General features: G+C 62.1%; 21 protein-coding genes. 14 read left to right on the plus strand and 7 right to left on the minus strand.

The window, feature by feature from the left end:
• Positions 1–4: 4 nt before the first annotated feature.
• The 3 genes from RR_RS17970 to RR_RS17980 all read right to left on the minus strand — a co-directional run bounded on the left by RR_RS17970 (position 5) and on the right by RR_RS17980 (position 2,922).
• Positions 5–955, minus strand: a complete 951-nt coding sequence (locus tag RR_RS17970; RefSeq protein ID WP_004964562.1) for an electron transfer flavoprotein subunit alpha/FixB family protein — start codon at positions 953–955, stop codon at positions 5–7.
• Positions 955–1,746 (minus strand): electron transfer flavoprotein subunit beta/FixA family protein, encoded by a 792-nt coding sequence (locus tag RR_RS17975; RefSeq protein WP_011224639.1) that lies wholly within the window; start codon positions 1,744–1,746, stop codon positions 955–957. The genes RR_RS17970 and RR_RS17975 overlap by 1 nt, the downstream gene beginning before the upstream one ends.
• An 81-nt stretch (positions 1,747–1,827) precedes the next feature.
• Positions 1,828–2,922 carry a helix-turn-helix transcriptional regulator gene (locus RR_RS17980; protein ID WP_011224640.1) on the minus strand — a complete coding sequence of 365 codons (1,095 nt, stop codon included), beginning with the start codon at positions 2,920–2,922 and terminating at the stop codon, positions 1,828–1,830.
• Positions 2,923–3,076: 154 nt separating this feature from the next.
• Here RR_RS17980 and RR_RS17985 point away from each other — a divergent pair, with 154 nt between their 5' ends.
• Positions 3,077–4,309 (plus strand): DUF7096 domain-containing protein, encoded by a 1,233-nt coding sequence (locus RR_RS17985; RefSeq protein WP_011224641.1) that lies wholly within the window; start codon positions 3,077–3,079, stop codon positions 4,307–4,309.
• A gap of 26 nt (positions 4,310–4,335) precedes the next feature.
• Here RR_RS17985 and RR_RS17990 read toward each other — a convergent pair whose 3' ends face one another.
• Positions 4,336–4,956, minus strand: coding sequence for a methyltransferase domain-containing protein (locus RR_RS17990; protein ID WP_011224642.1), 621 nt, complete (start codon positions 4,954–4,956; stop codon positions 4,336–4,338).
• 115 nt (positions 4,957–5,071) lie between these two features.
• On the opposite strand from RR_RS17990, the gene ahaH reads away from it, so the two are divergent.
• The 11 genes from ahaH (at position 5,072) to RR_RS18045 (ending at position 15,013) form a co-directional block, all read left to right on the plus strand.
• The gene (ahaH, locus tag RR_RS17995; RefSeq protein ID WP_004964552.1) at positions 5,072–5,404 is read left to right on the plus strand and encodes an ATP synthase archaeal subunit H; all 333 of its coding nucleotides are present in this window, start codon (positions 5,072–5,074) and stop codon (positions 5,402–5,404) included.
• Positions 5,391–7,262 (plus strand): V-type ATP synthase subunit I, encoded by a 1,872-nt coding sequence (locus RR_RS18000; RefSeq protein WP_011224643.1) that lies wholly within the window; start codon positions 5,391–5,393, stop codon positions 7,260–7,262. The genes ahaH and RR_RS18000 overlap by 14 nt, the downstream gene beginning before the upstream one ends.
• Before the next feature lie 218 nt (positions 7,263–7,480).
• The gene (locus RR_RS18005; protein WP_004518385.1) at positions 7,481–7,741 is read left to right on the plus strand and encodes a F0F1 ATP synthase subunit C; all 261 of its coding nucleotides are present in this window, start codon (positions 7,481–7,483) and stop codon (positions 7,739–7,741) included.
• Between the two features lie 22 nt (positions 7,742–7,763).
• Entirely contained in the window at positions 7,764–8,348 is a 585-nt protein-coding gene (locus tag RR_RS18010) for a V-type ATP synthase subunit E (RefSeq protein ID WP_004964545.1), read from the plus strand.
• A complete protein-coding gene (locus RR_RS18015; RefSeq protein ID WP_004964543.1) occupies positions 8,345–9,418 on the plus strand; it encodes a V-type ATP synthase subunit C in 1,074 nt (357 codons plus the stop codon). Before RR_RS18010 ends, RR_RS18015 begins: the two co-directional genes overlap by 4 nt.
• The gene (locus RR_RS18020; RefSeq protein ID WP_004593990.1) at positions 9,415–9,738 is read left to right on the plus strand and encodes a V-type ATP synthase subunit F; all 324 of its coding nucleotides are present in this window, start codon (positions 9,415–9,417) and stop codon (positions 9,736–9,738) included. Before RR_RS18015 ends, RR_RS18020 begins: the two co-directional genes overlap by 4 nt.
• A gap of 2 nt (positions 9,739–9,740) precedes the next feature.
• Positions 9,741–11,501, plus strand: coding sequence for an ATP synthase subunit A (locus RR_RS18025; RefSeq protein WP_004964538.1), 1,761 nt, complete (start codon positions 9,741–9,743; stop codon positions 11,499–11,501).
• Between the two features lie 2 nt (positions 11,502–11,503).
• The gene (locus RR_RS18030) at positions 11,504–12,916 is read left to right on the plus strand and encodes an ATP synthase subunit B (protein ID WP_007189221.1); all 1,413 of its coding nucleotides are present in this window, start codon (positions 11,504–11,506) and stop codon (positions 12,914–12,916) included.
• A 94-nt stretch (positions 12,917–13,010) separates the two neighbouring features.
• Positions 13,011–13,763: a bacteriorhodopsin gene (locus RR_RS18035; RefSeq protein WP_011224644.1), complete on the plus strand. Its 753-nt coding sequence runs from the start codon at positions 13,011–13,013 to the stop codon at positions 13,761–13,763.
• 109 nt (positions 13,764–13,872) lie between these two features.
• A complete protein-coding gene (locus RR_RS18040; protein ID WP_011224645.1) occupies positions 13,873–14,565 on the plus strand; it encodes a V-type ATP synthase subunit D in 693 nt (230 codons plus the stop codon).
• Positions 14,566–14,620: 55 nt separating this feature from the next.
• Positions 14,621–15,013 (plus strand): DUF6276 family protein, encoded by a 393-nt coding sequence (locus RR_RS18045; RefSeq protein WP_007189219.1) that lies wholly within the window; start codon positions 14,621–14,623, stop codon positions 15,011–15,013.
• Positions 15,014–15,134: 121 nt separating this feature from the next.
• Here RR_RS18045 and prf1 read toward each other — a convergent pair whose 3' ends face one another.
• Positions 15,135–16,391: a peptide chain release factor aRF-1 gene (prf1, locus tag RR_RS18050; protein ID WP_011224646.1), complete on the minus strand. Its 1,257-nt coding sequence runs from the start codon at positions 16,389–16,391 to the stop codon at positions 15,135–15,137.
• Positions 16,392–16,678: 287 nt separating this feature from the next.
• The gene (locus tag RR_RS18055; RefSeq protein ID WP_049939194.1) at positions 16,679–17,560 is read right to left on the minus strand and encodes a PGF-CTERM sorting domain-containing protein; all 882 of its coding nucleotides are present in this window, start codon (positions 17,558–17,560) and stop codon (positions 16,679–16,681) included.
• A 207-nt stretch (positions 17,561–17,767) separates the two neighbouring features.
• Between RR_RS18055 and RR_RS18060 the strand changes: the two genes are divergently transcribed.
• Positions 17,768–18,583: a MinD/ParA family ATP-binding protein gene (locus RR_RS18060; protein ID WP_007189217.1), complete on the plus strand. Its 816-nt coding sequence runs from the start codon at positions 17,768–17,770 to the stop codon at positions 18,581–18,583.
• A gap of 67 nt (positions 18,584–18,650) precedes the next feature.
• Here RR_RS18060 and RR_RS18065 read toward each other — a convergent pair whose 3' ends face one another.
• A complete protein-coding gene (locus RR_RS18065) occupies positions 18,651–19,337 on the minus strand; it encodes a helix-turn-helix domain-containing protein (protein ID WP_004964511.1) in 687 nt (228 codons plus the stop codon).
• A 132-nt stretch (positions 19,338–19,469) separates the two neighbouring features.
• Here RR_RS18065 and RR_RS18070 point away from each other — a divergent pair, with 132 nt between their 5' ends.
• The gene (locus tag RR_RS18070) at positions 19,470–20,261 is read left to right on the plus strand and encodes an alpha/beta fold hydrolase (RefSeq protein WP_007189215.1); all 792 of its coding nucleotides are present in this window, start codon (positions 19,470–19,472) and stop codon (positions 20,259–20,261) included.
• The last annotated feature ends 26 nt before the right edge of the window (positions 20,262–20,287 follow it).

Here is a 20,287-nt window from a genome sequence, read left to right on the forward strand (position 1 = left end):
GCGGCTACTGGAACTGCTCGATGAGTGCCGGGACGACCTCGAATAGGTCGTCCTGGATGCCGTAGTCGGCGATATCGAAGATCGGCGCGTTCGGGTCGGTGTTGATGGCGACAATCGTATCCGAGCCCTTCATCCCGGCGACGTGCTGGACGGCCCCGGAGATGCCGATGGCGATGTACACGTCTGGGGTGACGACCTTCCCGCTCTGGCCGACCTGGCGGTCCTTCGCCAGCCAGCCGTTATCGATGAGCGGCCGCGAACCCGACACCGTCGCGTCCAGCGCCTCAGCGAGGTCGTGGATGATATCCAGATTCTCCTCTTCCTCGATCCCGCGGCCGACAGACACCAGCACGTCGGCGTCGGTGATGTCGATATCGCCACCGCCGACCTCCTCAAAGCCCTTTACCGTGGACCTGACGGCGCTCTCGTCGATGGTCGCGTCGAACGCCTCGATTGCGGCGTCGCCGTCCGTTTCAATTGTCGGCCATTCGGCCGGGCGGATGGTCACGGCCGCCTGATCGGCGTGGACATCAATCGTCGTCTCGGCTTTCGAGCCGTACAGCTCTCTGGTAGCGGTGAGGCCGTCCTCGGCGTCGATGTCGACCACGTCGGTTACGAGCGGTCGGTCCAGCCGGTTGGCGACTGCCGGCGCGTAATCGAGGCCGTTGACGCTGTTGGGCATCAGGAGGACGGTCGGGTCCAGCTCCGTGGTCAACTGGGTGACAACCTGCGTGTACACGTCGTGGTTGAACTCCTCGCCGATGTCGACAGTGTGGACGGTGTCGACGCCCTCACGGTTCAACTCCGCCCCGAACGCTTCGACATCGCCGCCGATGACGGCGGTGTGTAGCTCGCCACCGAGTTTGTCGGCGAGATCGCGACCGGCTGCTAACTGTTCCAAGCTCACTGGTCGGAGCTCCCCGCGCCGGTGTTCGGCGATAGCGAGGACTGACATTAGCTGGTCACCCCCTTCTCCGCGAGCAGTTCAGCCAACTCGGTCGCCGTCTCTTCGGGACTCCCCTCGAACACTGTCGCCTCGCCCTCAGTTTCAGGCTCGTACAGCGAGGTCTGTTCGAGCGGGCTTTCGATTTCGGACGCGTCGAGGCCAATATCTGCTAGGCCGTGCTCCGCGAGCTCCTTACTCTGGGCCTGCCGGATGCCCCGAAGACTCGCGTAGCGTGGGTCGTTGATCCCGGTCTGTATCGTCAGTACGGCCGGAATCTCGATGTCGGTGAGTTCCTCGACGCCGCCTTCCAGTTCCCGGTGGACGCTGGCAACACCCGCCTCCAGATCGAGGTCAAGATCGTTGACGACAGCGCCCCACTCCATGTCGAGCTTATCGGCCAGCGTGACACCGGTCGCCCCGAACCCGTCGTCGGCTGACTGGACACCGGTCAGCACCAGATTGGGGTCTTCCTCGGCAGCGACGGCGGCCAGTACTTCGGCCTTCGTCTCGGGGTCCAGCAGGCCGGCGTCGGCGAGTGCGTCGTCCCAGACACGGATCGCACGGTCGGCCCCTTTTGCCAGTGCCTGCCGGATTGTCTCATCCGTCTCGGACGGGCCGACGGTGACAGTGACGACCTCGACATCGTCGTGGGCCTCCTTTATTTGGACGGCCGCTTCGACAGCGTACTCGTCCCACTCGTTGAGGTCGGCTGTGACGTACCGGTCGTCGATAGCGAGTCCGTCGATTTCGAACTCGTCGTCGACGGCCGCCACCTCCTTTACCGTGACAAGGATTTTCATACTCGAACTCCGACCGGACAGCGAATAAACGTTTTCGAACCAGAAACCACGCCCGGCTTGTTTACACTCACCTGCTCCGGGTTACTCGTCGAAGTCGGTGATGTCCTCATTCGGGAACGAAATGAGGTTCTCCCGACCGATACGGAGCTTGTCGATGCGGCCCTCTTCGTCCATCGATGAGAGTAACTGCGACACCTTCGCGTTCGACCAGCCGGTCTCAGAGACGATACGGGCCTGTTTCATCCGTCCGCCGTTCTCTTCGAGGAGCCGCTCAACGCGTTCCTCGTCGCTCAGGAGTTCGACATCGACATCATCCGAGGTTCCGGTATCGCTCGCTCGCGCTGCCGTCCCGGTGCTGTCGTCTCCGTCGTCGTTCTCGGCTCCAACCGATGGTAGTGCGTCAGTGTACCCCGTTTTGAACATGTAACCGACGGCCCCGACGAGCAGCACCATCAGTATGACCCCGCCGATCCAGGCCGAACCGATGCCGCTGAAGATCGACTCCGGGGCCTCCGTTGGCGTTCGAGTATCCGGTTGTTCCCCAGTGTACACAACGGACAGGTACCCTGGCTCGAACGTCCGTTGCCCCTCGAAAACTAGCTTTCCGTCGTCGACGGCGCTCGGGGCGCTTTCGACCCCGTATCCGGACGGTGGTGAGATGACGAATCGCTGGTCGGCGGTCAGTGTCCCAAACCACGTGCCGTCCGTGGAATTGAACGCGTCCCCGACGACGATGTTCTCGTCGGTGACGACCGCGAAGTTCGTCCACGTGAATTCGAGAATCAGCTGTCCCTTTCGGTCTGACACCTCGTACCGACGTTCGACATCGGTGATCTCCATCTCGCGACCGGTAACCGTACTGGCCTCGTCTTTAGCCTCCCGGAACGCCGGCAGCCACACTCCCTCGCCGTCCTCCTCCGCGAACTGCTCACCGGTGTCTCTAAACCACTCAGTCTCAGTCTCCTCAAGCGCATAGGTGTCCGTTATCGTCCACTTGGCGTCGCCGTTTGACTGTATCTGGAGGGCGAACGTCGTGTTCTCCGCGACCGGTGCCGGTGTCCCGGTCGTCTGTTGGGCGGGAATATCATCCGTCGCTGCCGCTGTCGCAAGCGGCGGGGTCGCCAACAGGGCAAACAGGACAAGGAGGAGGAGGGCACCTGAAACCCGCGGGGTCATTCTCGTTCATCGATGAACGTTCTGGGGGCAAAACCCTTTCCATCCAAGAATAAAACGTCAGCGGACGCTTTGAAAGGTCTCGTGCCTTCTCAGGCAATTATTGAGATATGGAGAATGGGGAGATTTTTGTACGGTGGGTGAGTATTCATCGCTGATGCGTCCCCTCCCCGCAGTCGGTGTAATCCTCCTCATGGTCGTTTCCGTGGCTGCCCCGGTGACCGGGTTCGCTCCGCCGGCCCAGACCGCTGGGGGCAGCGACCAGTTACCACAGGTCACGCCCGTCGACAACACGACGAACCATCTCGCCATCCCGGCCAGTGACGTCAGGTCAACGACGTACAACCGGTCCTCGATCGATGTCGGCGTCGCGGTTGCGGCCGGCTCCAGTGACCTTCGGAGCGATTACGCGACGACGACCTTTGAACGACAGTTCTTCCAGCAGGACAGCGAGACTGCCCGCGACCGCCTCGTCGACGAGACACTGACCGATATCGAAAGTCAGCGAACGAGTCTGGAACAACGGAACGAGGCCGCTATCCAACAATACGCCAATGGTGTAATCACCGCGACTGAGTTCCTGCGGCAGCTGGCATTGATCGACGCTGAGTCCCGCCAGTTGGCCACCCAACTTGACCGGATCCGGGCGACCGCTGGCACCGCACCGGACTACTCACTCTCACCGGCTCAGCGCTTCCGTCTGGAAAACAACAGGGGCGTGCTCAAGACGTATCGCGGCCCGATAAGCCAGCGTATCAGTGCTGAAACCGCCGGTGAGACTGAGCCGAATGCGGTGTACGTCGAAGCATCACTGGAGGGGTATATGCTGTCGACGGTCTCGGACGGCCAGTACACGCGCGAGACGTATCTCGGTCAGGACCGCGAACAGACGGCAGTCGACCAGTTCGCACAGACTAACGACTCCCTCGGTGCGGTCAACACGCGGGCGGAGAACCTCTATCCGTGGCTCTACAGCGAGCAGTACCCGTCCGTTCAGACGTACGGCCGGAGTGCTATCTACCAGATTCAGGCCGACCATCCGAACGGACGGCTGACCGCGTATCTCGACGGCGGCACGGCAAATGTTTTCTACGAAACCCAGACCCTCGACCTGACGACGGTCGACCGGTCGGAAGTGGCGACAAACGTGAATCAGTCAGTTCGCGTCCGAGTCCAGCAGTCCTTCGAGTCCGGACCATTGCTCGTCACAGTCATTGACAACAGTACGGGCTCTACGGACGATGCGACCGTCAAAATAAACGGTAAACGAATCGGCACGACCGGCACAGACGGCGCCCTCTGGACGGTCGAACCTCGTGGGGAGTACACGGTTACTGCTATCACACAGGACGGCGACCGGGTTCGAGTGCCTGTCAGTGGGTCGGTGTAGCGACGCAGGAACCGTGGGACTCGCTGTTATTCGGGCACTTCTGCAATCGTTGTGATCGCACGCGGACTGCCCGGGCGGGACTGTTGAATGTGATGTTCGAACTCCTCGTACCCGGCCTTGGTGAACATCCGGTCAGCCTCCTCCTCGTCGTAAAACAGCATGATAGCATCGGCCATCTTCTGGAAGACAGTCGAGTTTGGATAGTCGGGGCCGACGATGAGGACTTTGCCGCCGGGCTTGGTCAGTCGGCGACACTCAGCAAGCGCGTCGACGGGATTGGGCCAGTACTCGATTGACCCCGAGGACCACACCGCGTCGAAACTGTCGTCTTTGAACGGGAGTCGTTCGGCGTCACCGAGGTGGTAGCGTACGTCGCCGAATTTCCCGAACTTCTCGAAAGCCTTCGAGAGCTGGTGGGGGCTCTGGTCGAGCCCGTACACCGTATCGACGTGTTCGAGCAGCCCCTCAGTGGCGAAGCCGGTGCCACAGCCGACATCGAGGACCTTGTCGTCGGGCGAAAGGTCGAGCATTGCGATCGCCTCGTCGCGCATCCGTTCGTCCCAGATGAAGGGGTTGATCTGGTCGTACACCTTCGAGAGATACTTGTAGAACGTCCGCGCGCGGGCTTTGTTCTCGAGGACTCCCATTACTGCCAGCTTAGGACTTGGCGGTCATAATTCCCCGGATTTCGGCCGCTGTATCACACGGGGAAACTTCGCAACTACCAAATAGCCGCTCTGGCAACGCTCACATGATTAGAGAATGCCACGGCCAGAAGTTCTTGACAGGATACAGGAGGCCGAGCAGGAGGCCGACGAGATCGTCGAAGAGGCCGAACAAGACCGCGAAGACCGCATCGCGGAGGCTCGCGAGGAGGCCGACGAGATACGCGAATCCGCGCGGGAAGAGGCCGAGGCGGCTGCCGAGGACCGTCTTGAATCGGCTCGCGAAGAGATCGAGGCCGAACGCGAGCAAATCATCGAAGACGGTGAGAGCGCTCGCGACGACCTCGAACAGCAGGCAAGTGAACAGATCGACGAGGTAGTCGAATACGTCACAGACCTGTTTGAGGAGGCGGTGCATGCTCAGACCTGAGAAGATGTGCCGCGTCTCGGTGACGGGGTCGAAACGCGCGATGGAGCAGACTATTGAGGCCGTCCACGACCTCGATATGCTCCACGTCACCGAGTATGATGGCTCCTGGGACGGATTCGAACCGGGGAACTCGCTTACCGGAACCAACGAGGTTTCGGACAAGCTCGTCACGGTTCGCTCGCTACAGTCCATTCTGGACGTCAGTGAGGAGGACGCCGGCCCAACCCGAGTTGTCACCGACGAGGCGATCGAGGAGCAACTCGACGAGGTTCGGACAGCGGTCAACGAACTCGACGACCGGCGTGACGATATCCGGGACGAACTCAACGAACTCCGCCTCGACCACGCCGGGTTCCTGCTCGCCGCCGAGGAGAAACTGGCTATCGAGGCCCAGAAGGGTGAAGCGCCACTCACCTTCGCAACGACGGAAAACGCCTTCATCGCTGAGGGCTGGATTCCGAACGAGCGCTACGAGGCGTTCGAGCGGGCCCTTTCGAGTACTGTCGGCGATGCTGTCGACATCGACCGAATCGAGATTGCCGAGTACAATAGTGAGGGGCACGCGGAGTCTCACGAAGAAGTCGAGCGCGAGGGCGGCAACGGCGGCGAACCCGTCGGCAGTTCCGTCGACGCTCCTGAGCCGGAGAGCGAGAGCCAACCGCAGGAGACCGTCGCTGACGGCGGTGTCATCACGATGGGTGACGACGCGCCGCCGGTTATTCAGGACAATCCGAGCGGTGTCCGGCCCTTCGAAGATCTCGTCGAGGTCGTCAACCGACCGAAGTACGGCGAGTTTGACCCGACAGTCGCCTTCTTCCTGACGTTCCCGGCCTTCTTCGGGTTCATGATCGGTGACCTCGGCTACGGGCTGTTGTATCTGGCGCTGGGCTATGGGCTGTACTCGAAGGTCGACAGTGACGTGTTGAAGAGCCTCGGTGGCGTCGGTATGTGGGCTGGTGGGTTCACCGCGCTGTTCGGTGTGCTGTACGGCGAATTCTTCGGGCTTCACCAGCTTGGGGAAATTGTCTGGGGTGGCAGTCCGCCGATGCACAAGGGCCTCCAGCCGACCTACTCCGGCTACGCGCTGGCCTGGCTGACGATGAGCCTGCTCGCCGGGACGGTTCACCTCGCTGCGGGTTGGATCTTCGACTTCGTCGAGAACCTGAATCACAGCCTCTGGGACGCGATCACCGAGAGCGGGTCCTGGCTGCTGATGCTATTCGGCCTCTGGGCGTGGGTGTTCTCCGGCGCGAACGGCGCAGCACCTGACTTCCTCTACACCGCCGAGGCAGGAGTCTTCGCCGGGAACCCGTACGCGTGGGGCTTCACGGGACTGCCAGCGATAAACCTCTTCACGATTCCGGGACTGGGCGCGCCGTTCTCGGCGTGGCTCATCCTCTTCTTCGCTGGTCTCGTTTTGCTGGCGCTTGCCGACCCCATTGAGGTCGTCGAGTTCCTCAACGTGCTCGTGAACGTTCTGTCGTACACACGACTGGCCGCTGTACTGCTGGCCAAGGCAGGGATGGCCTTCGTGGTCAACCTGCTGTTCTTTGGCGCCTACTCACACCATGGGGAATTCCACTTCCTCATCGGGCACGGGCCCGAATGGGCGGTCGCCGAATACGGCGCGGAAGCGATCATGTTCCCCGGGCTCGTTCACTCTGGTATCGCCGGCGCGCTGGTCGGTGTTCTCATCCTCGTGATCGGTCACCTGCTCGTGCTGGTGCTCGGTATCACCAGCGCCGGACTGCAGGGCGTCCGACTTGAGTACGTGGAGTTCTTCGGCAAGTTCTTCGAAGGCGGCGGGAAGCGGTACAACCCGTTCGGCTACGAACGCAACTACACGACTGAGGACTGATCGCGCGCTTCCTTTCTTGTCGGGCTAATTGTCGCTGTTTACTGCCGGTTTTGCCAATTGCGTCGCGGGTGTCGACTGCTACACGCTCACAACCGACTACAGCTGAGCCCCTAAACCGCCCGAACAGCACGCTGACGAACCGTTTTGGGAAGCTTTATGAACTACGTGGATTCACATACGCCTGTTCGGACACGAGCAATTCCAGAGACTACACATCCATGATCGAAACCATCGCACTCCTTGTCAACGCAGTACTGCAGGAAGGTACCGCCAGTGCTCCAGCTATTCCGGCTTCAGCCGGCGCAGCACTCGCAGTCGGACTCGCCGCGCTCGGTTCGGGGTATGCGGAACGTGGGATCGGGGCCGCCGCCGTCGGCGCAATCGCAGAAGACGAGAGCATGTTCGGCCGCGGGCTCATCCTGACAGTCCTGCCGGAAACGCTCGTCATTCTCGCGCTTGTCGTCGTCTTCGTCGTCTAACAACACTCCGTTTTTTCCAATAATGAGCCTTCAAACAGTCGTAGAGGATATCCGCGACGAGGCCCGCGCGCGTGCTCAGGAGATTAGCGACGCGGCCGACGAACGTGCCGAGGAGATTATCGCCGACGCCGAGGCTGACGCCGACCAGATCCGCGAGGAACGCGAGGCTGAGGTCGAGCGGACCATCGAGCAGGAGCGAGAGCAGCGACTCTCCTCTGCGAAGCTCGAGGCCAAACAGGCTCGACTCAACGCCCGGCGTGACATCCTCGAAGACGTTCACGGCGACGTCGAGGACGCGCTTGCGGCCCTCGAAGGGGACAGACGAGAGGAACTGACACGCGCACTGCTTGACGCCGCTGTCGATGAATTCGACGACAGCGACGAGCTGTCGGTGTATGGCCGTGCGTCGGACCAGTCGCTTCTCGAGGATGTACTCGATGACTACGACGGCGCGACGTACGCCGGTGAGCGGGATTGCCTCGGCGGCGTCGTCGTCGAGAGCAACGAGTCACGAGTCCGTGTGAACAACACGTTCGATTCCATTCTTGAGGACGTCTGGGAGGACAACCTGAAAGCAATCAGCGACCGCCTGTTCGAAGACCAATGAGTTCGCGAACGGGAACGAGCGGCCAGGGAAGCAACTACGAGTACGTCATCGCACGGGTCCGTGCCCGCAGCGCGTCCCTGTTCGACGATGACGACTACCGGAAGCTGGTCCGCATGGGGACGGGCGAAATCGCCCGCTTCATGGAGGAAACGGAGTACGAGACCGAAATGAATGCGCTCGGCTCCCGGTACGACGGCGTCGACCTCGTCGAGTACGCGCTGAACCGCAACCTCGCGAAACACTTCGACGACCTGCTTCGCTGGTCTGAGGGCGCGCTGTACGACTACATTGCCCGTTACCTGCGGAAATTCGACGTGTGGAACGTCAAGACCGTCATTCGCGGGCTCTACTCGGACGCGGAGCGGACCGAGGTCGAAGACGACCTCATCCGGGCCGGCGAGTTCAGTGACCGACGTATCGAGGACCTGCTGAACGCCGGCTCTATCGAGGAGGTCGTCGAGCAACTCGACGACACCATCTTCGGTGACACGCTGGCCGAAGCGTTCGACGTATACGAGGAAAGCGGCGTTCTCGTGCCGCTGGAGAACGCGCTCGACCGCGCGTTCTACGAAACCCTGCTGTCGGGGCTTCCGGATAACCCAGAGATCGACAGCCCGACCGGGCTGTACGTGGAGTTCCTGGAGACGGAAGTCGACTTCCGGAACCTTCGGAACGCGCTCCGGCTGGCCCGAAGTGGCGCGGACATCGACCCCTCGGAGTACTTCATCGAGGGCGGACAGCTGTTCGACGCACAGGAGGTTGCACAGCTGTCGACGAACCTCGACCAGCTGGTCAGCGCCGTCCGCGAGAGCAAGTACGGCGACGACCTTGACCAGGCGCTGTCGGCGCTTGAAGAAGCCGACAACCTCATCGACTTCGAGCGGGCGCTGGACGCGGCGCTGCTCGAATACGCCGACCGGCTCTCGAATCGCTACCCGCTGTCGGTCTGTCCGGTGCTGTCCTACGTCCTCGCCAAGGAACGCGAGGTCGACAACATCCGGGCCATCGCCCGCGGTCGCGAGGCCGGCCTCGGCCCCGACGAAATCGAACAGGAGCTGGTGATACTATGAGTCAGGAGATCGCTGTCATCGGAAGCCCGGAGTTCACGACGGGCTTTCGGCTAGCTGGCGTCCGCAAGTTCGCGGACGTGCCTTCCGACGAGAAAGACGAGCAGCTCGACGACGCCGTCGAGGAGATGCTCAACGACGACGACGTCGGTATCGTCGTGATGCACGACGACGACCTGTCGCATCTCTCACGCGGTGTCCGGCAGGATGCGGAGACGAGTGTCGAGCCGGTGATGGTCACGCTCGGCGGCGGCACTGGGAGCGGCGGACTGCGTGAACAGATCAAGCGAGCCATCGGTATCGACCTGATGGACGAGGACTAACCATGAGTCAAGCAACAGACACAGACGTCCGTGAGGACGGCATTATCGAAAGCGTCTCGGGACCGGTCGTAACGGCTCGGGACCTCGACGCCCGGATGAACGACGTCGTTTACGTCGGCTCGGAAGGGCTGATGGGCGAGGTCATCGAGATTGAAGGAAATATCACCACGATTCAGGTGTACGAGGAGACCTCCGGTGTCTCCCCCGGCGAACCCGTCGAAGGGACGGGCTCGCCCCTCTCCGTGGACCTCGGGCCGGGTATGCTCGACGCCATTTACGATGGTGTCCAGCGCCCGCTCGATGTGCTCGAAGAGAAGATGGGGTCGGCGTTCCTCGACCGTGGTGTCGACGCGCCGGGCATCGACCTGGAGAAGACCTGGGAGTTCACCCCTGAAGTCGAGGAAGGCGACGAGGTCGAGGCCGGCGACATCGTCGGCACCGTCCCCGAAACGCCGAGTATCGACCACAAGGTGATGGTCCCGCCCGACTCCGAGGGTGGCGAAGTCGTCGCCATCGAATCGGGCAACTTCAACGTCGAAGAGACCGTCGTCGAACTGGATAACGGCGAAGAAATCCAGATGCACCAGGAGTGGCCGGTGCGCCAGCAGCGACCAACCGTCGAGAAGGAGACCCCGACGGAACCGCTCATCTCCGGCCAGCGCGTGCTCGACGGGCTGTTCCCGATTGCGAAGGGCGGAACGGCCGCCATTCCCGGTCCGTTCGGGTCCGGGAAGACGGTCACCCAGCACCAGCTCGCCAAGTGGGCCGACGCGGACATCGTCGTCTACGTCGGCTGTGGCGAGCGTGGCAACGAGATGACTGAGGTCATTGAGGACTTCCCGGAACTCGAGGACCCGACCACCGGCAACGCGCTGATGGACCGGACCTGCCTCATCGCCAACACGTCGAATATGCCCGTCGCGGCACGCGAATCCTGCGTGTACACGGGGATTACCATCGCGGAGTACTTCCGCGACATGGGGTACGACGTGGCGCTGATGGCTGACTCCACCTCACGGTGGGCCGAGGCCATGCGTGAGATTTCGTCCCGACTCGAGGAGATGCCGGGTGAGGAGGGGTACCCCGCGTACCTCTCCGCTCGCCTGAGCGAGTTCTACGAACGTGCCGGGTACTTCGAGAATATCAACGGCACCGAGGGCTCCGTCTCAGTTATCGGGGCCGTCTCACCGCCGGGCGGGGACTTCTCCGAGCCGGTCACCCAGAACACGCTGCGTATCGTCAAGACGTTCTGGGCGCTCGACGCGGACCTGGCCGAACGCCGGCACTTCCCCTCTATCAACTGGAACGAGTCGTACTCGCTGTATCGCGACCAGCTCGACCCGTGGTTCGAGGACAACGTCCGAGCCGACTGGCCGGAGACGCGCCAGTGGGCTATCGACACGCTGGACGAGGAAGCGGAACTGCAGGAGATTGTCCAGCTCGTCGGGAAGGACGCGCTGCCGGAGGACCAGCAGCTGACGCTCGAGATCGCCCGCTACCTGCGCGAGGCGTGGCTCCAGCAGAACGCCTTCCACGACGTGGACACGTTCTGTGAGCCCGAGAAGACCTACCGCATCATGGACGCCGCCAAGACGTACAACGATGCGGCCTTCGAGGCGCTGGATGCCGGTGTCCCCGTCGAGGAGATCACCGACATTGACGCCGCGCCGCGGCTCAACCGTATCGGCGTGCAGGAAGACTACAACGAGTACATCGACGACCTCGAAGACGACATCGAGTCTCAACTGCGGGAGCTGTACTAACAATGAAAGAGTATCAGACAATCACAGAGATCAGCGGACCGCTGGTGTTCGTCGAGACCGACGAACCGGTCGGCTACGACGACATCGTCGAAATCGAGCTCAGCGACGGCGAGACCCGCCGTGGCCAGGTGCTCGAATCCGCAAGCGACTACGTCGCCATTCAGGTGTTCGAGGGGACCGAAGGTATCGACCGCGATGCCTCGGTTCGCTTCCTTGGCGAGACGATGAAGATGCCCGTTACCGAGGACCTCCTCGGGCGGGTCATGGACGGGACCGGCCAGCCGATCGACGGCGGCCCGGAGATCGTCCCCGACGAACGCCGTGACATCGTCGGTGAGGCAATCAACCCGTTCTCCCGGGAGTACCCTGAGGAGTTCATCCAGACAGGCGTCTCGGCCATCGACGGCATGAATACGCTCGTCCGCGGGCAGAAGCTGCCGATCTTCTCCGCCTCTGGCCTGCCACACAACGACCTGGCGCTCCAGATCGCGCGACAGGCGACGGTGCCGGAAGAGGAAGACGGCGAAGACGACGAGGGTTCGGAGTTCGCTGTCATCTTCGGTGCGATGGGTATCACGGCCGAAGAGGCGAACGAGTTCATGGACGACTTCGAGCGCACCGGCGCGCTGGAACGCTCCGTCGTCTTCATGAACCTCGCGGATGACCCGGCCGTCGAGCGGACGATTACGCCGCGGCTGGCGCTGACCACCGCCGAGTACCTCGCCTTCGAGAAGGACTATCACGTGCTGGTCATCCTGACGGACATGACCAACTACTGTGAGGCACTGCGTGAGATCGGTGCCGCGCGTGAGGAGGTCCCGGGCCGGCGTGGCTACCCCGGCTACATGTACACTGACCTGGCACAGCTCTACGAGCGTGCTGGTCGGATCGAGGGCCGCGAGGGCTCTGTGACCCAGCTCCCGATCCTGACGATGCCGGGCGACGACGACACGCACCCGATTCCGGACCTGACCGGGTACATTACTGAGGGCCAGATCTACATCGACCGCGACCTCAACAGCCAGGGCATCCAGCCGCCGATCAATGTCCTGCCGAGCCTGTCGCGGCTGATGGACGACGGCATCGGCGAGGGGCTGACCCGCGCCGACCACGCTGACGTGAAAGACCAGATCTTCGCCGCCTACGCAGAGGGTGAGGACCTCCGCGACCTCGTGAACATCGTCGGTCGCGAGGCGCTGTCGGAACTGGACAACAAGTATCTGGACTTCGCCGACCGCTTCGAGGAGGAGTTCGTCGATCAGGGGACCGACACGGCCCGCAGTATCGACGAAACGCTCGAACTCGGCTGGGACTTGCTCTCGATGCTTCCGAAAGATGCGCTGAACCGCATCGACGAGGACCTCATCGAGGAGCACTACCGCGAGGACGAGACCGCCGAAACCGTCGAGGCCTGACGCGACGGCTTACTTTCTCCGGCATCCCTCAATCTATACCATATATTTTGGGTACGCGACTGTTTAGCGTTGACCTCCTACACTAGAATGCACTATGCCAGCACCAGGGAGCGAAGGAATTTGGCTGTGGTTAGGTACAGCGGGCATGTTCCTCGGCATGCTATACTTCATCGCGCGCGGCTGGGGCGAAACTGACGGCCGGCGTCAGAAGTTCTACATCGCGACAATACTGATCACGGCAATCGCGTTCGTGAATTACCTCGCGATGGCGCTTGGCTTCGGCCTGACGTTCATCGAGTTCGGCGGCGAACAACACCCCATCTACTGGGCGCGATACACCGACTGGCTGTTCACAACGCCGTTGCTGCTGTATGACCTCGGACTGCTTGCAGGTGCAGACCGCAACACCATTTACTCGCTCGTCAGCCTCGACGTGCTGATGATCGGTACTGGTGTGGTCGCAACGCTGAGTGCAGGCAGTGGCGTGCTGTCTGCCGGTGCAGAACGGCTGGTCTGGTGGGGTATCAGCACTGCCTTCCTGCTGGTCCTGCTGTACTTCCTGTTCAGTTCGCTGTCTGGCCGGGTTGCAAACCTGCCCAGTGACACGCGAAGCACGTTCAAGACGTTGCGCAACCTCGTCACTGTCGTCTGGCTGGTCTACCCAGTCTGGTGGCTCGTCGGCAGTGAGGGGCTTGGCCTCGTCGGTATCGGAATCGAGACGGCCGGCTTCATGGTCATCGACCTCGTCGCGAAGGTCGGCTTCGGTATCATCCTGCTCCGGAGCCACGGCGTGCTCGACGGCGCGGCCGAGACGACCGGAACTGGCGCAACGCCTGCAGACGACTAACCGCGACCGTTCGTCGACTTCGCTTTTTTGCGTGTCAGTCCGGAAGCGGCAGCGCTCGAACCGAAATAACTGGAAACCGTTAACTGCCTACGTCGAAAAAAGACCCGTAATGGCTAAGGACGTCAAACCCACGCGCAAGAATCTGATGCAGATCGAGGACCGCATCGAGCTGTCCGAGCGTGGGCACGACACGCTGGAGAAGAAGCGTGACGGCCTCATCATGGAGTTCATGGACATTCTGGACCAGGCACAGGACGTCCGTGAAGACCTCGACGGCTCCTACGAGCGGGCCCAGCGCGCGATCAACATGGCCCGGGCGATGGAGGGCGACGTGGCCGTCCGTGGGGCCGCCGCAGCACTGAAAGAACACCCCGAACTGACGACCCAGTCCAAGAACATCATGGGTGTCGTTGTCCCGCAGATCGAGTCCAGCAAAGTCCGGAAATCGCTGGACGAGCGTGGGTACGGCGTCATGGGGACCTCGGCCCGCATCGACGAGGCTGCCGAGGCCTACGAGGAACTGCTCGAAAATATCATCCTTGCCGCCGAAGTCGAGACGGCGATGAAGAAGATGCTCGAGGAGATCGAGACCACGAAGCGCCGTGTCAATGCCCTCGAATTCAAACTCCTGCCAGACCTCTACGACAATCAGGAGTACATCGAGCAGAAACTCGAAGAGCAGGAGCGCGAAGAGATCTTCCGCATGAAGAAGATCAAAGCCAAGAAGGAAGAAGAGGAAGACGCGTTAGCGGCCGAAGAGGAAGCGGAAGAAGAGCCCGAAGCGGTCACTGCTGACGACTGAACAGGGGACCCGTCCTGACCGGTATCGTTTTTGCGCTTTCCCGTTCCTGTTGAGTATGTCCTGTCCCGACTGCGGTGGCGACCTCGTTTCGTTCCCAGTTCCAGACGACCTCCAGCAGCTTCTCCCCGGAAACGAACCGGGCGCTGGCGTCTGCCGGTCCTGTCTGGCGCTTCACCCGGAAACGGAGCCGCCCGCTGCTGTGCCCGACCTCTCGGATCTGGACGGTGCAATTCCCGATGCCGACGGCGCAGCGGTCCCGCTGGTGTTGCTGGTCGGACTGCTCGACTCGCTCGCGATGCACCGTGAGGAGATCACCGCGTTACTGGAGCGAGTCGAGCGCGAGGGCGTCGACCCGCTGCTGGTACTGGACCGCCTCGACGCCAGTTACGGCGAGGCGGCCCACGTCGACCTCGGTCGCCGCCGTCGGCAACTCGAACAGTTGCTGTGAGCGGACAGGTCGACCGTTTCACCCACGCTCTGAGAGACGGCTCTAACGTAGCGCGGTTCGGCGGAGTCTGTGGTGGGAGCCACCGTCAAAGACATACAGAGAGAAGAGAACGACTGGCGCGTTAGACGCCCGTCGAGTAGCGCAGCAGGCCGGCGACGCCACCGAAGGCGGTCAGCAGCTGTTCGCCTTTCTCGAAGTCAGTGGAGATAAATACCGTCTCAGTGCCGCGCTGGTCGGCCAGTTCCATCAGGTGGTCGATGGCGTCTTCACGCTCGCCGTCGTCGGCGTCGACCGTGGCCCCACAGCGGGAGCACTCGTGGTCGTCAGTCCCGGCGCTGCTGTTGATGAGGTCGTACTCATCGTGGCCGTTCTCGCAGGTGTAGGCGACCACGTCTTTCCGGAGGTCCTCGGAGATGAGCAGCTGTTCGACCGCGCCCATGTTGAGGTTCTGGCGGGTCTGGTCGAACCCGTAGGTGGCCTTGTCCCCGTTGTGGAGCTGCTTGAAGAAGTCCTCCATGAGCTCCTTGTCCCGGAGCATCTCGTGTTCGGCCAGCACATCGTCGGCCGCGTCCACGAGGTCGTACAGCCCTGACTCGTCGGTGTAGGCCACGTCGAACTTCCCGAGCACCATGTCCTGTAGCTCGTGGTGGAGATAATCGCCGTCGAGGAACTCGTCTTTCGTCGGTGAGGGGCCGCCTACGAGGATCCCGTCTATTTCGTGGCGGTCGGCGACGAACAGGTCGTTCGCCATGCCGGCGACCTCCTGATAGAAATTGTCGATGGCTTCCAACCGGAGGCGGGCGAAACGCTGGGCGGACTGGCCACCTTTCCGCTGTTTGCCCGGGACCAGTGAGGAGGCGGACTTGACAGGCTCGACGCGTTTGCCCTTCAGCCAGCCGACGTTTGCCTCGCGCCGGTCGAGCACGATGAGCCCGAACAGCCCTTTGTCGGCCAGCATGTGCTCCAGCGGCTCGGTGAGGAACTCCGAGTCACAGTGGTAGCGGAACGATTCGATGGGGTCTGGTGGGGATTCGAGGACCTTCGTCACCATGTCGGTCCGGCCGCCGCCGGTATCGAACGCGCCCGAGAACACGACCAGTCCGTTGTCGGGTGGCCGCACGTCGTAGTACCGGAGTCGGTCCTTGATCGAAGTGAGCGCGTCTTGCACCGCTGTCCGAGTGTCCTTCGATTTGATGTTCGAAGCTTCGGAGTGTTCCTGGGTGACGTGGGCGACGACGTCGCTGATCAGCTTGCCTTCGGGGATGTAGATAGAGACGAGTTGGGTGCCCGAACCCTGGTACCCTTTGAGTTCCTCTATGACCTTCCGGAACTCGTATTTCTGCTTGTCAGATTGCTCCTGTTCCTGCTGCTCGCTCATTACTCTATGTTGGCCGAGGTGGCGTAAGAACCTGTTGACAGCGAGGGGCGCGAACGGAGTGAGCGGCCCTCGTGCCGGAACGGCGACCGAAGAGAGGCGCGGAGGAAGCCAGTGCGATTCGAGCAAAGCGAGAATTGCAGGACGGGCGAGCGGGGAGGAACGACCCGCGAGCAGCGAGAGCCCGAGCGAAGCGAGGGGTCTCGAACCGGAACGGCGACCGACGGGAGCCGTGGAGGAAGTGAGAGGCGTGCGAATCGAGCGGTCCTCGTGCCGGAACGGCGACCGACTCAGCTCTGCTGACGAGCCAGCGCGGCAGCCGAGAGCAGTGCGATAACTGCGACGAGCACGGTAAAGCCGGGACCGGACCCGGCCGTGGGTTCGTCTCTTGATTCGCCATCAGTGCCGCCGACGCTGTCAGCCATGGTTGCCGTCGCTGCCGTCCCGTCGGCTACGGTCGACTCGGCGGTGGCAGTCGTCGGCTGTTCTGGTTCGGCGGTGGCAGTGGGGTTGGTGGTCGCTGTCGGTTTTTCGCTTTCGGGCGTATCCTGTTCGGTGGTTGTCGTCGCCTCAGTAGTGGTTTCGCCATTGCCGCTGTCTCCGCCGTTGCTGCTCGAACCCGACACTGAGAGGGTGTCCGTCCCCGAGAGCGACTGGCCGTTGCCGCCGTCTGTGGTGACGGTGAGGTCGTAGTCGCCGCCGCTGTCAGCAGTGATGTCGTAGGTGACAGTCGTGGTCGTTCCGCCGGCGATGTCTCCACTCGCTGTCCCGGACGCTAGCGAGTACGAGTAGCCGTCGGAATCAGCGACTGAGACGGTGTAGCTCGTCGACGTGTCGCCGCTGTTGTGGACGACAGCGTCGACGGTGGTCGTCTCGCCGTCATCGAGGTCGGTCGAGCCGACCGAGGTCGTCAGCGAGAGACTGGCGGGGCTGAGCACGTCGAGGCCGGTCTGTCTGGTGTCTGAGTAGGTGTTTGTGCCGCCGGACTCATCGGCGGTGACGGACACCGACACCTCGCCGTTGTAGTCACCGGTGGCGTCGGCAGTGCAGTCGAACGTGGCTGACCCGCTGCCGTCGCTGAGTCCGATGGTCTGTGAGCCAGACGGCGAGCAGGACAGACCATCCGGAGTGGAGAGCGTCGCTTCGACGTTCTGGACGCCATCGCCGGACACTGACACGTCGATGGTGAAGCTATCGCCCTGCGTGTCTTTGCCCGGGGTACATCACAAATAATAATTACTATGGGTAACAGTAGCGTGCAAAGCTGACAGTGTATAGACGTTAAATCACTGTCTCCGGTATGCAGCGAACCGTTTGTGACGCGATGGATGACAATCGAATTTATATGACTGCCTGCATTGTACCCAAGCAATCAGACTATGGCGGGGTATGTGTGTACGATTGCAGGCGGCAAGGGCGGCGTCGGGAAGACGACGACCGCGGTAAATCTCGGGGCCGTCTTGCAGGAGATGGACTACGACGTGGCCGTCGTCGACGCAGATCTGGGGATGGCGAATCTCGGCTCGATGCTCTCCGTGGAGCCCGAAAAGAGCCTCCACGAGATTCTGGCTGGCGAGGCTGCGGTGAGTGAGGCTCTGACTGATGCCCCGGGTGGGCTCACGGTGATTCCGGGCGAACAGTCCCTTGAGGCGTTTGCGGACGCTGACCCCGCAAAGCTCAGGAAAGTCATCAAGACGCTCCGAAATGCCTACGACGTGGTGCTGATCGACACCGGGGCTGGACTGAGCCACGAAGTCGCCGTGCCGCTGGGACTGGCTGACGGCATCGTCCTCGTCACGACCCCCGATGACGTTGCGGTGGGCGATACGGTCAAAACGGCCCAGCTAGCGAACCGCATTGACGGGACCGTTCTCGGCTCAATCATCAATCGCGCGACCCGCCACACTGATGTCGCGTCCATCGCCGAGCAGATGGAGTTCCCGCTGCTTGCGGTCATCCCGGATGACCCGCAGGCGACGACCGAGGAACCGCTCGTACTCAACGCCCCTGAGAGCACGGCTGCCGATGCCTATCAGCGACTGTCCGAGGCGCTGGAAGGCGTGTTCTTCCACGGCGAAAGCCCCGAACGGGATATCGAGACAATACTTGACGACGAGTGGTTCATTGAAGACACCGAGGACCACTCCGATGCCGACGACGAGGACTCTGGCGGCGTGTTTGGCCTGTTTAACTGATATTTTTGCACCCGCCTGCTGTTCCGGTCGCAGTCCGCCGCCCCGACCGCATTTCACTGCCCCTAGATCATTCTGGAAGCGGCGGCCACAGCGTCGCGACCGTTTCCTGAATGAGCTGGGTCTGTGCCCGGCGCAGTCGCTCTGAGAGTGACGACGCAGAAATGTCCAGTTCCGTTGCCACGGCGTCCAGTGATGCACGTCGCGGGATTTCGAAATGCCCCATCTCGTACGCCGTCCGTAGCGCCTCCAGTTGTCGGTCAGTGAGCCCGTTCCCGGGTGACTTCGGCTCCGCATCCCGAGTCAGCCGCTCCAGTCTGAACTCCGCGTTCCGTTGCCAGAACGAGGAAAAATCGGTGAACGCCGCCCGGTCGGCGAACCAGCCCATTTGCTCCCAGCCGTCCGCAGTCACAGTTATCTGTTCGATTATGGCGTCTGCCGTGGCGAGGGCTTCGAGTCCGTCGAGGTCGTCGATCTGGCCGCCAAGCTGCTCCTCGAAGCTCAGCGCCGGCACTGCCTGATACCGGCGGGTGTCGCCGGCCGTCCCGATTTGCGTCCACTCCTGAATGTCGTCGGCGTTAGTGAGTGCCCGCTCGACAGCCTGCTCGGTGCCACCTGTCACGGTTACAATAAACAGCGGCCGCCGGCCGTGGTTGTACTGGAGGGAAAGGACAATCGACGCTTCGGGGACTGTCGCTGCAACCGACACGAGCGGCAACGCATCACAGTGTATCTGAAACTCCGCAATGAGCCCCATACACTGTTGCTCTTTGCGAGGCTGAAGCCCCTGTCGGAACAGCGCGTCTGCCCCTGCTGACATCCTCCCCTTTTAAACGGCCCAACCACTGAGAGAACGGCTTAGCCCGACTGCGCTCGACCGTACAGTTGTATGCAGCCGACACAGTCTGCAGACGCGATCGAAGTCGAGTTCGAGCGCTACGGTGACGGCCAGCCCCTGCTCCTCCTGCACGGCGGGATGGCTCCCCGAGAGTACTGGCGACCGGTCATATCGGCCTCTGAGGGATACGGCGCTGTCGTCCCCCAGCGACCGGGGTTCGGCACCTGTCTCGACTCCCCCGCAGAGACGAGCGCTGACGAGGTGCTGGACCGCGAGGTCAGGTATGTTCAGGCGCTTGTCGACGCTGTCGATGGCGACCCAATCCTGTTCGGCCACTCGTACGGCGCACTCACCGCTATCGAGGCCGCGGCGGGTACGTCGGTCGAGGCAGTTATCGCGTACGAACCGGCGGTACTTCCCGCCGAGTACCGGGCCGACGCTGACCTCGCTGACCGAATGGCATCGCTCGTACAGGATGGAAAGCGAGAGGAAGCGGTGAAACGCTACATCGAACAGGTCCTTCACCCAGACGGTATCGAGGACCTCGACGCCTGGCTTGCGGAGTGGCCTGTCTGGCCCGACTGTGTGGCCCTCGCCGAGGAGGTCGTCCGGATGAATCGGTCCGTCGAACAGTACCGGCTCCCAGACTGCCTCGACGTTGACGTACCCACTCTCGTTCTGTCCGGCACCGACGGGCCGGACTTCCTTCGACAGAGTGCACGGGACGTTCACGACGCACTGCCACAGAGTCGATTCGTCGAGTTCGATGGAGTCAGTCACAGCGGCCCCGCCGAGGCACCTGAACTAATCGCAGCAGAAGTCGACGCGTTCCGCAAAACGTAGCCCGGTCAGCCGGACCGGTTCTCTAC

It is taken from the genome of Haloarcula marismortui ATCC 43049 (assembly GCF_000011085.1).
Lineage (GTDB): Archaea > Halobacteriota > Halobacteria > Halobacteriales > Haloarculaceae > Haloarcula > Haloarcula marismortui.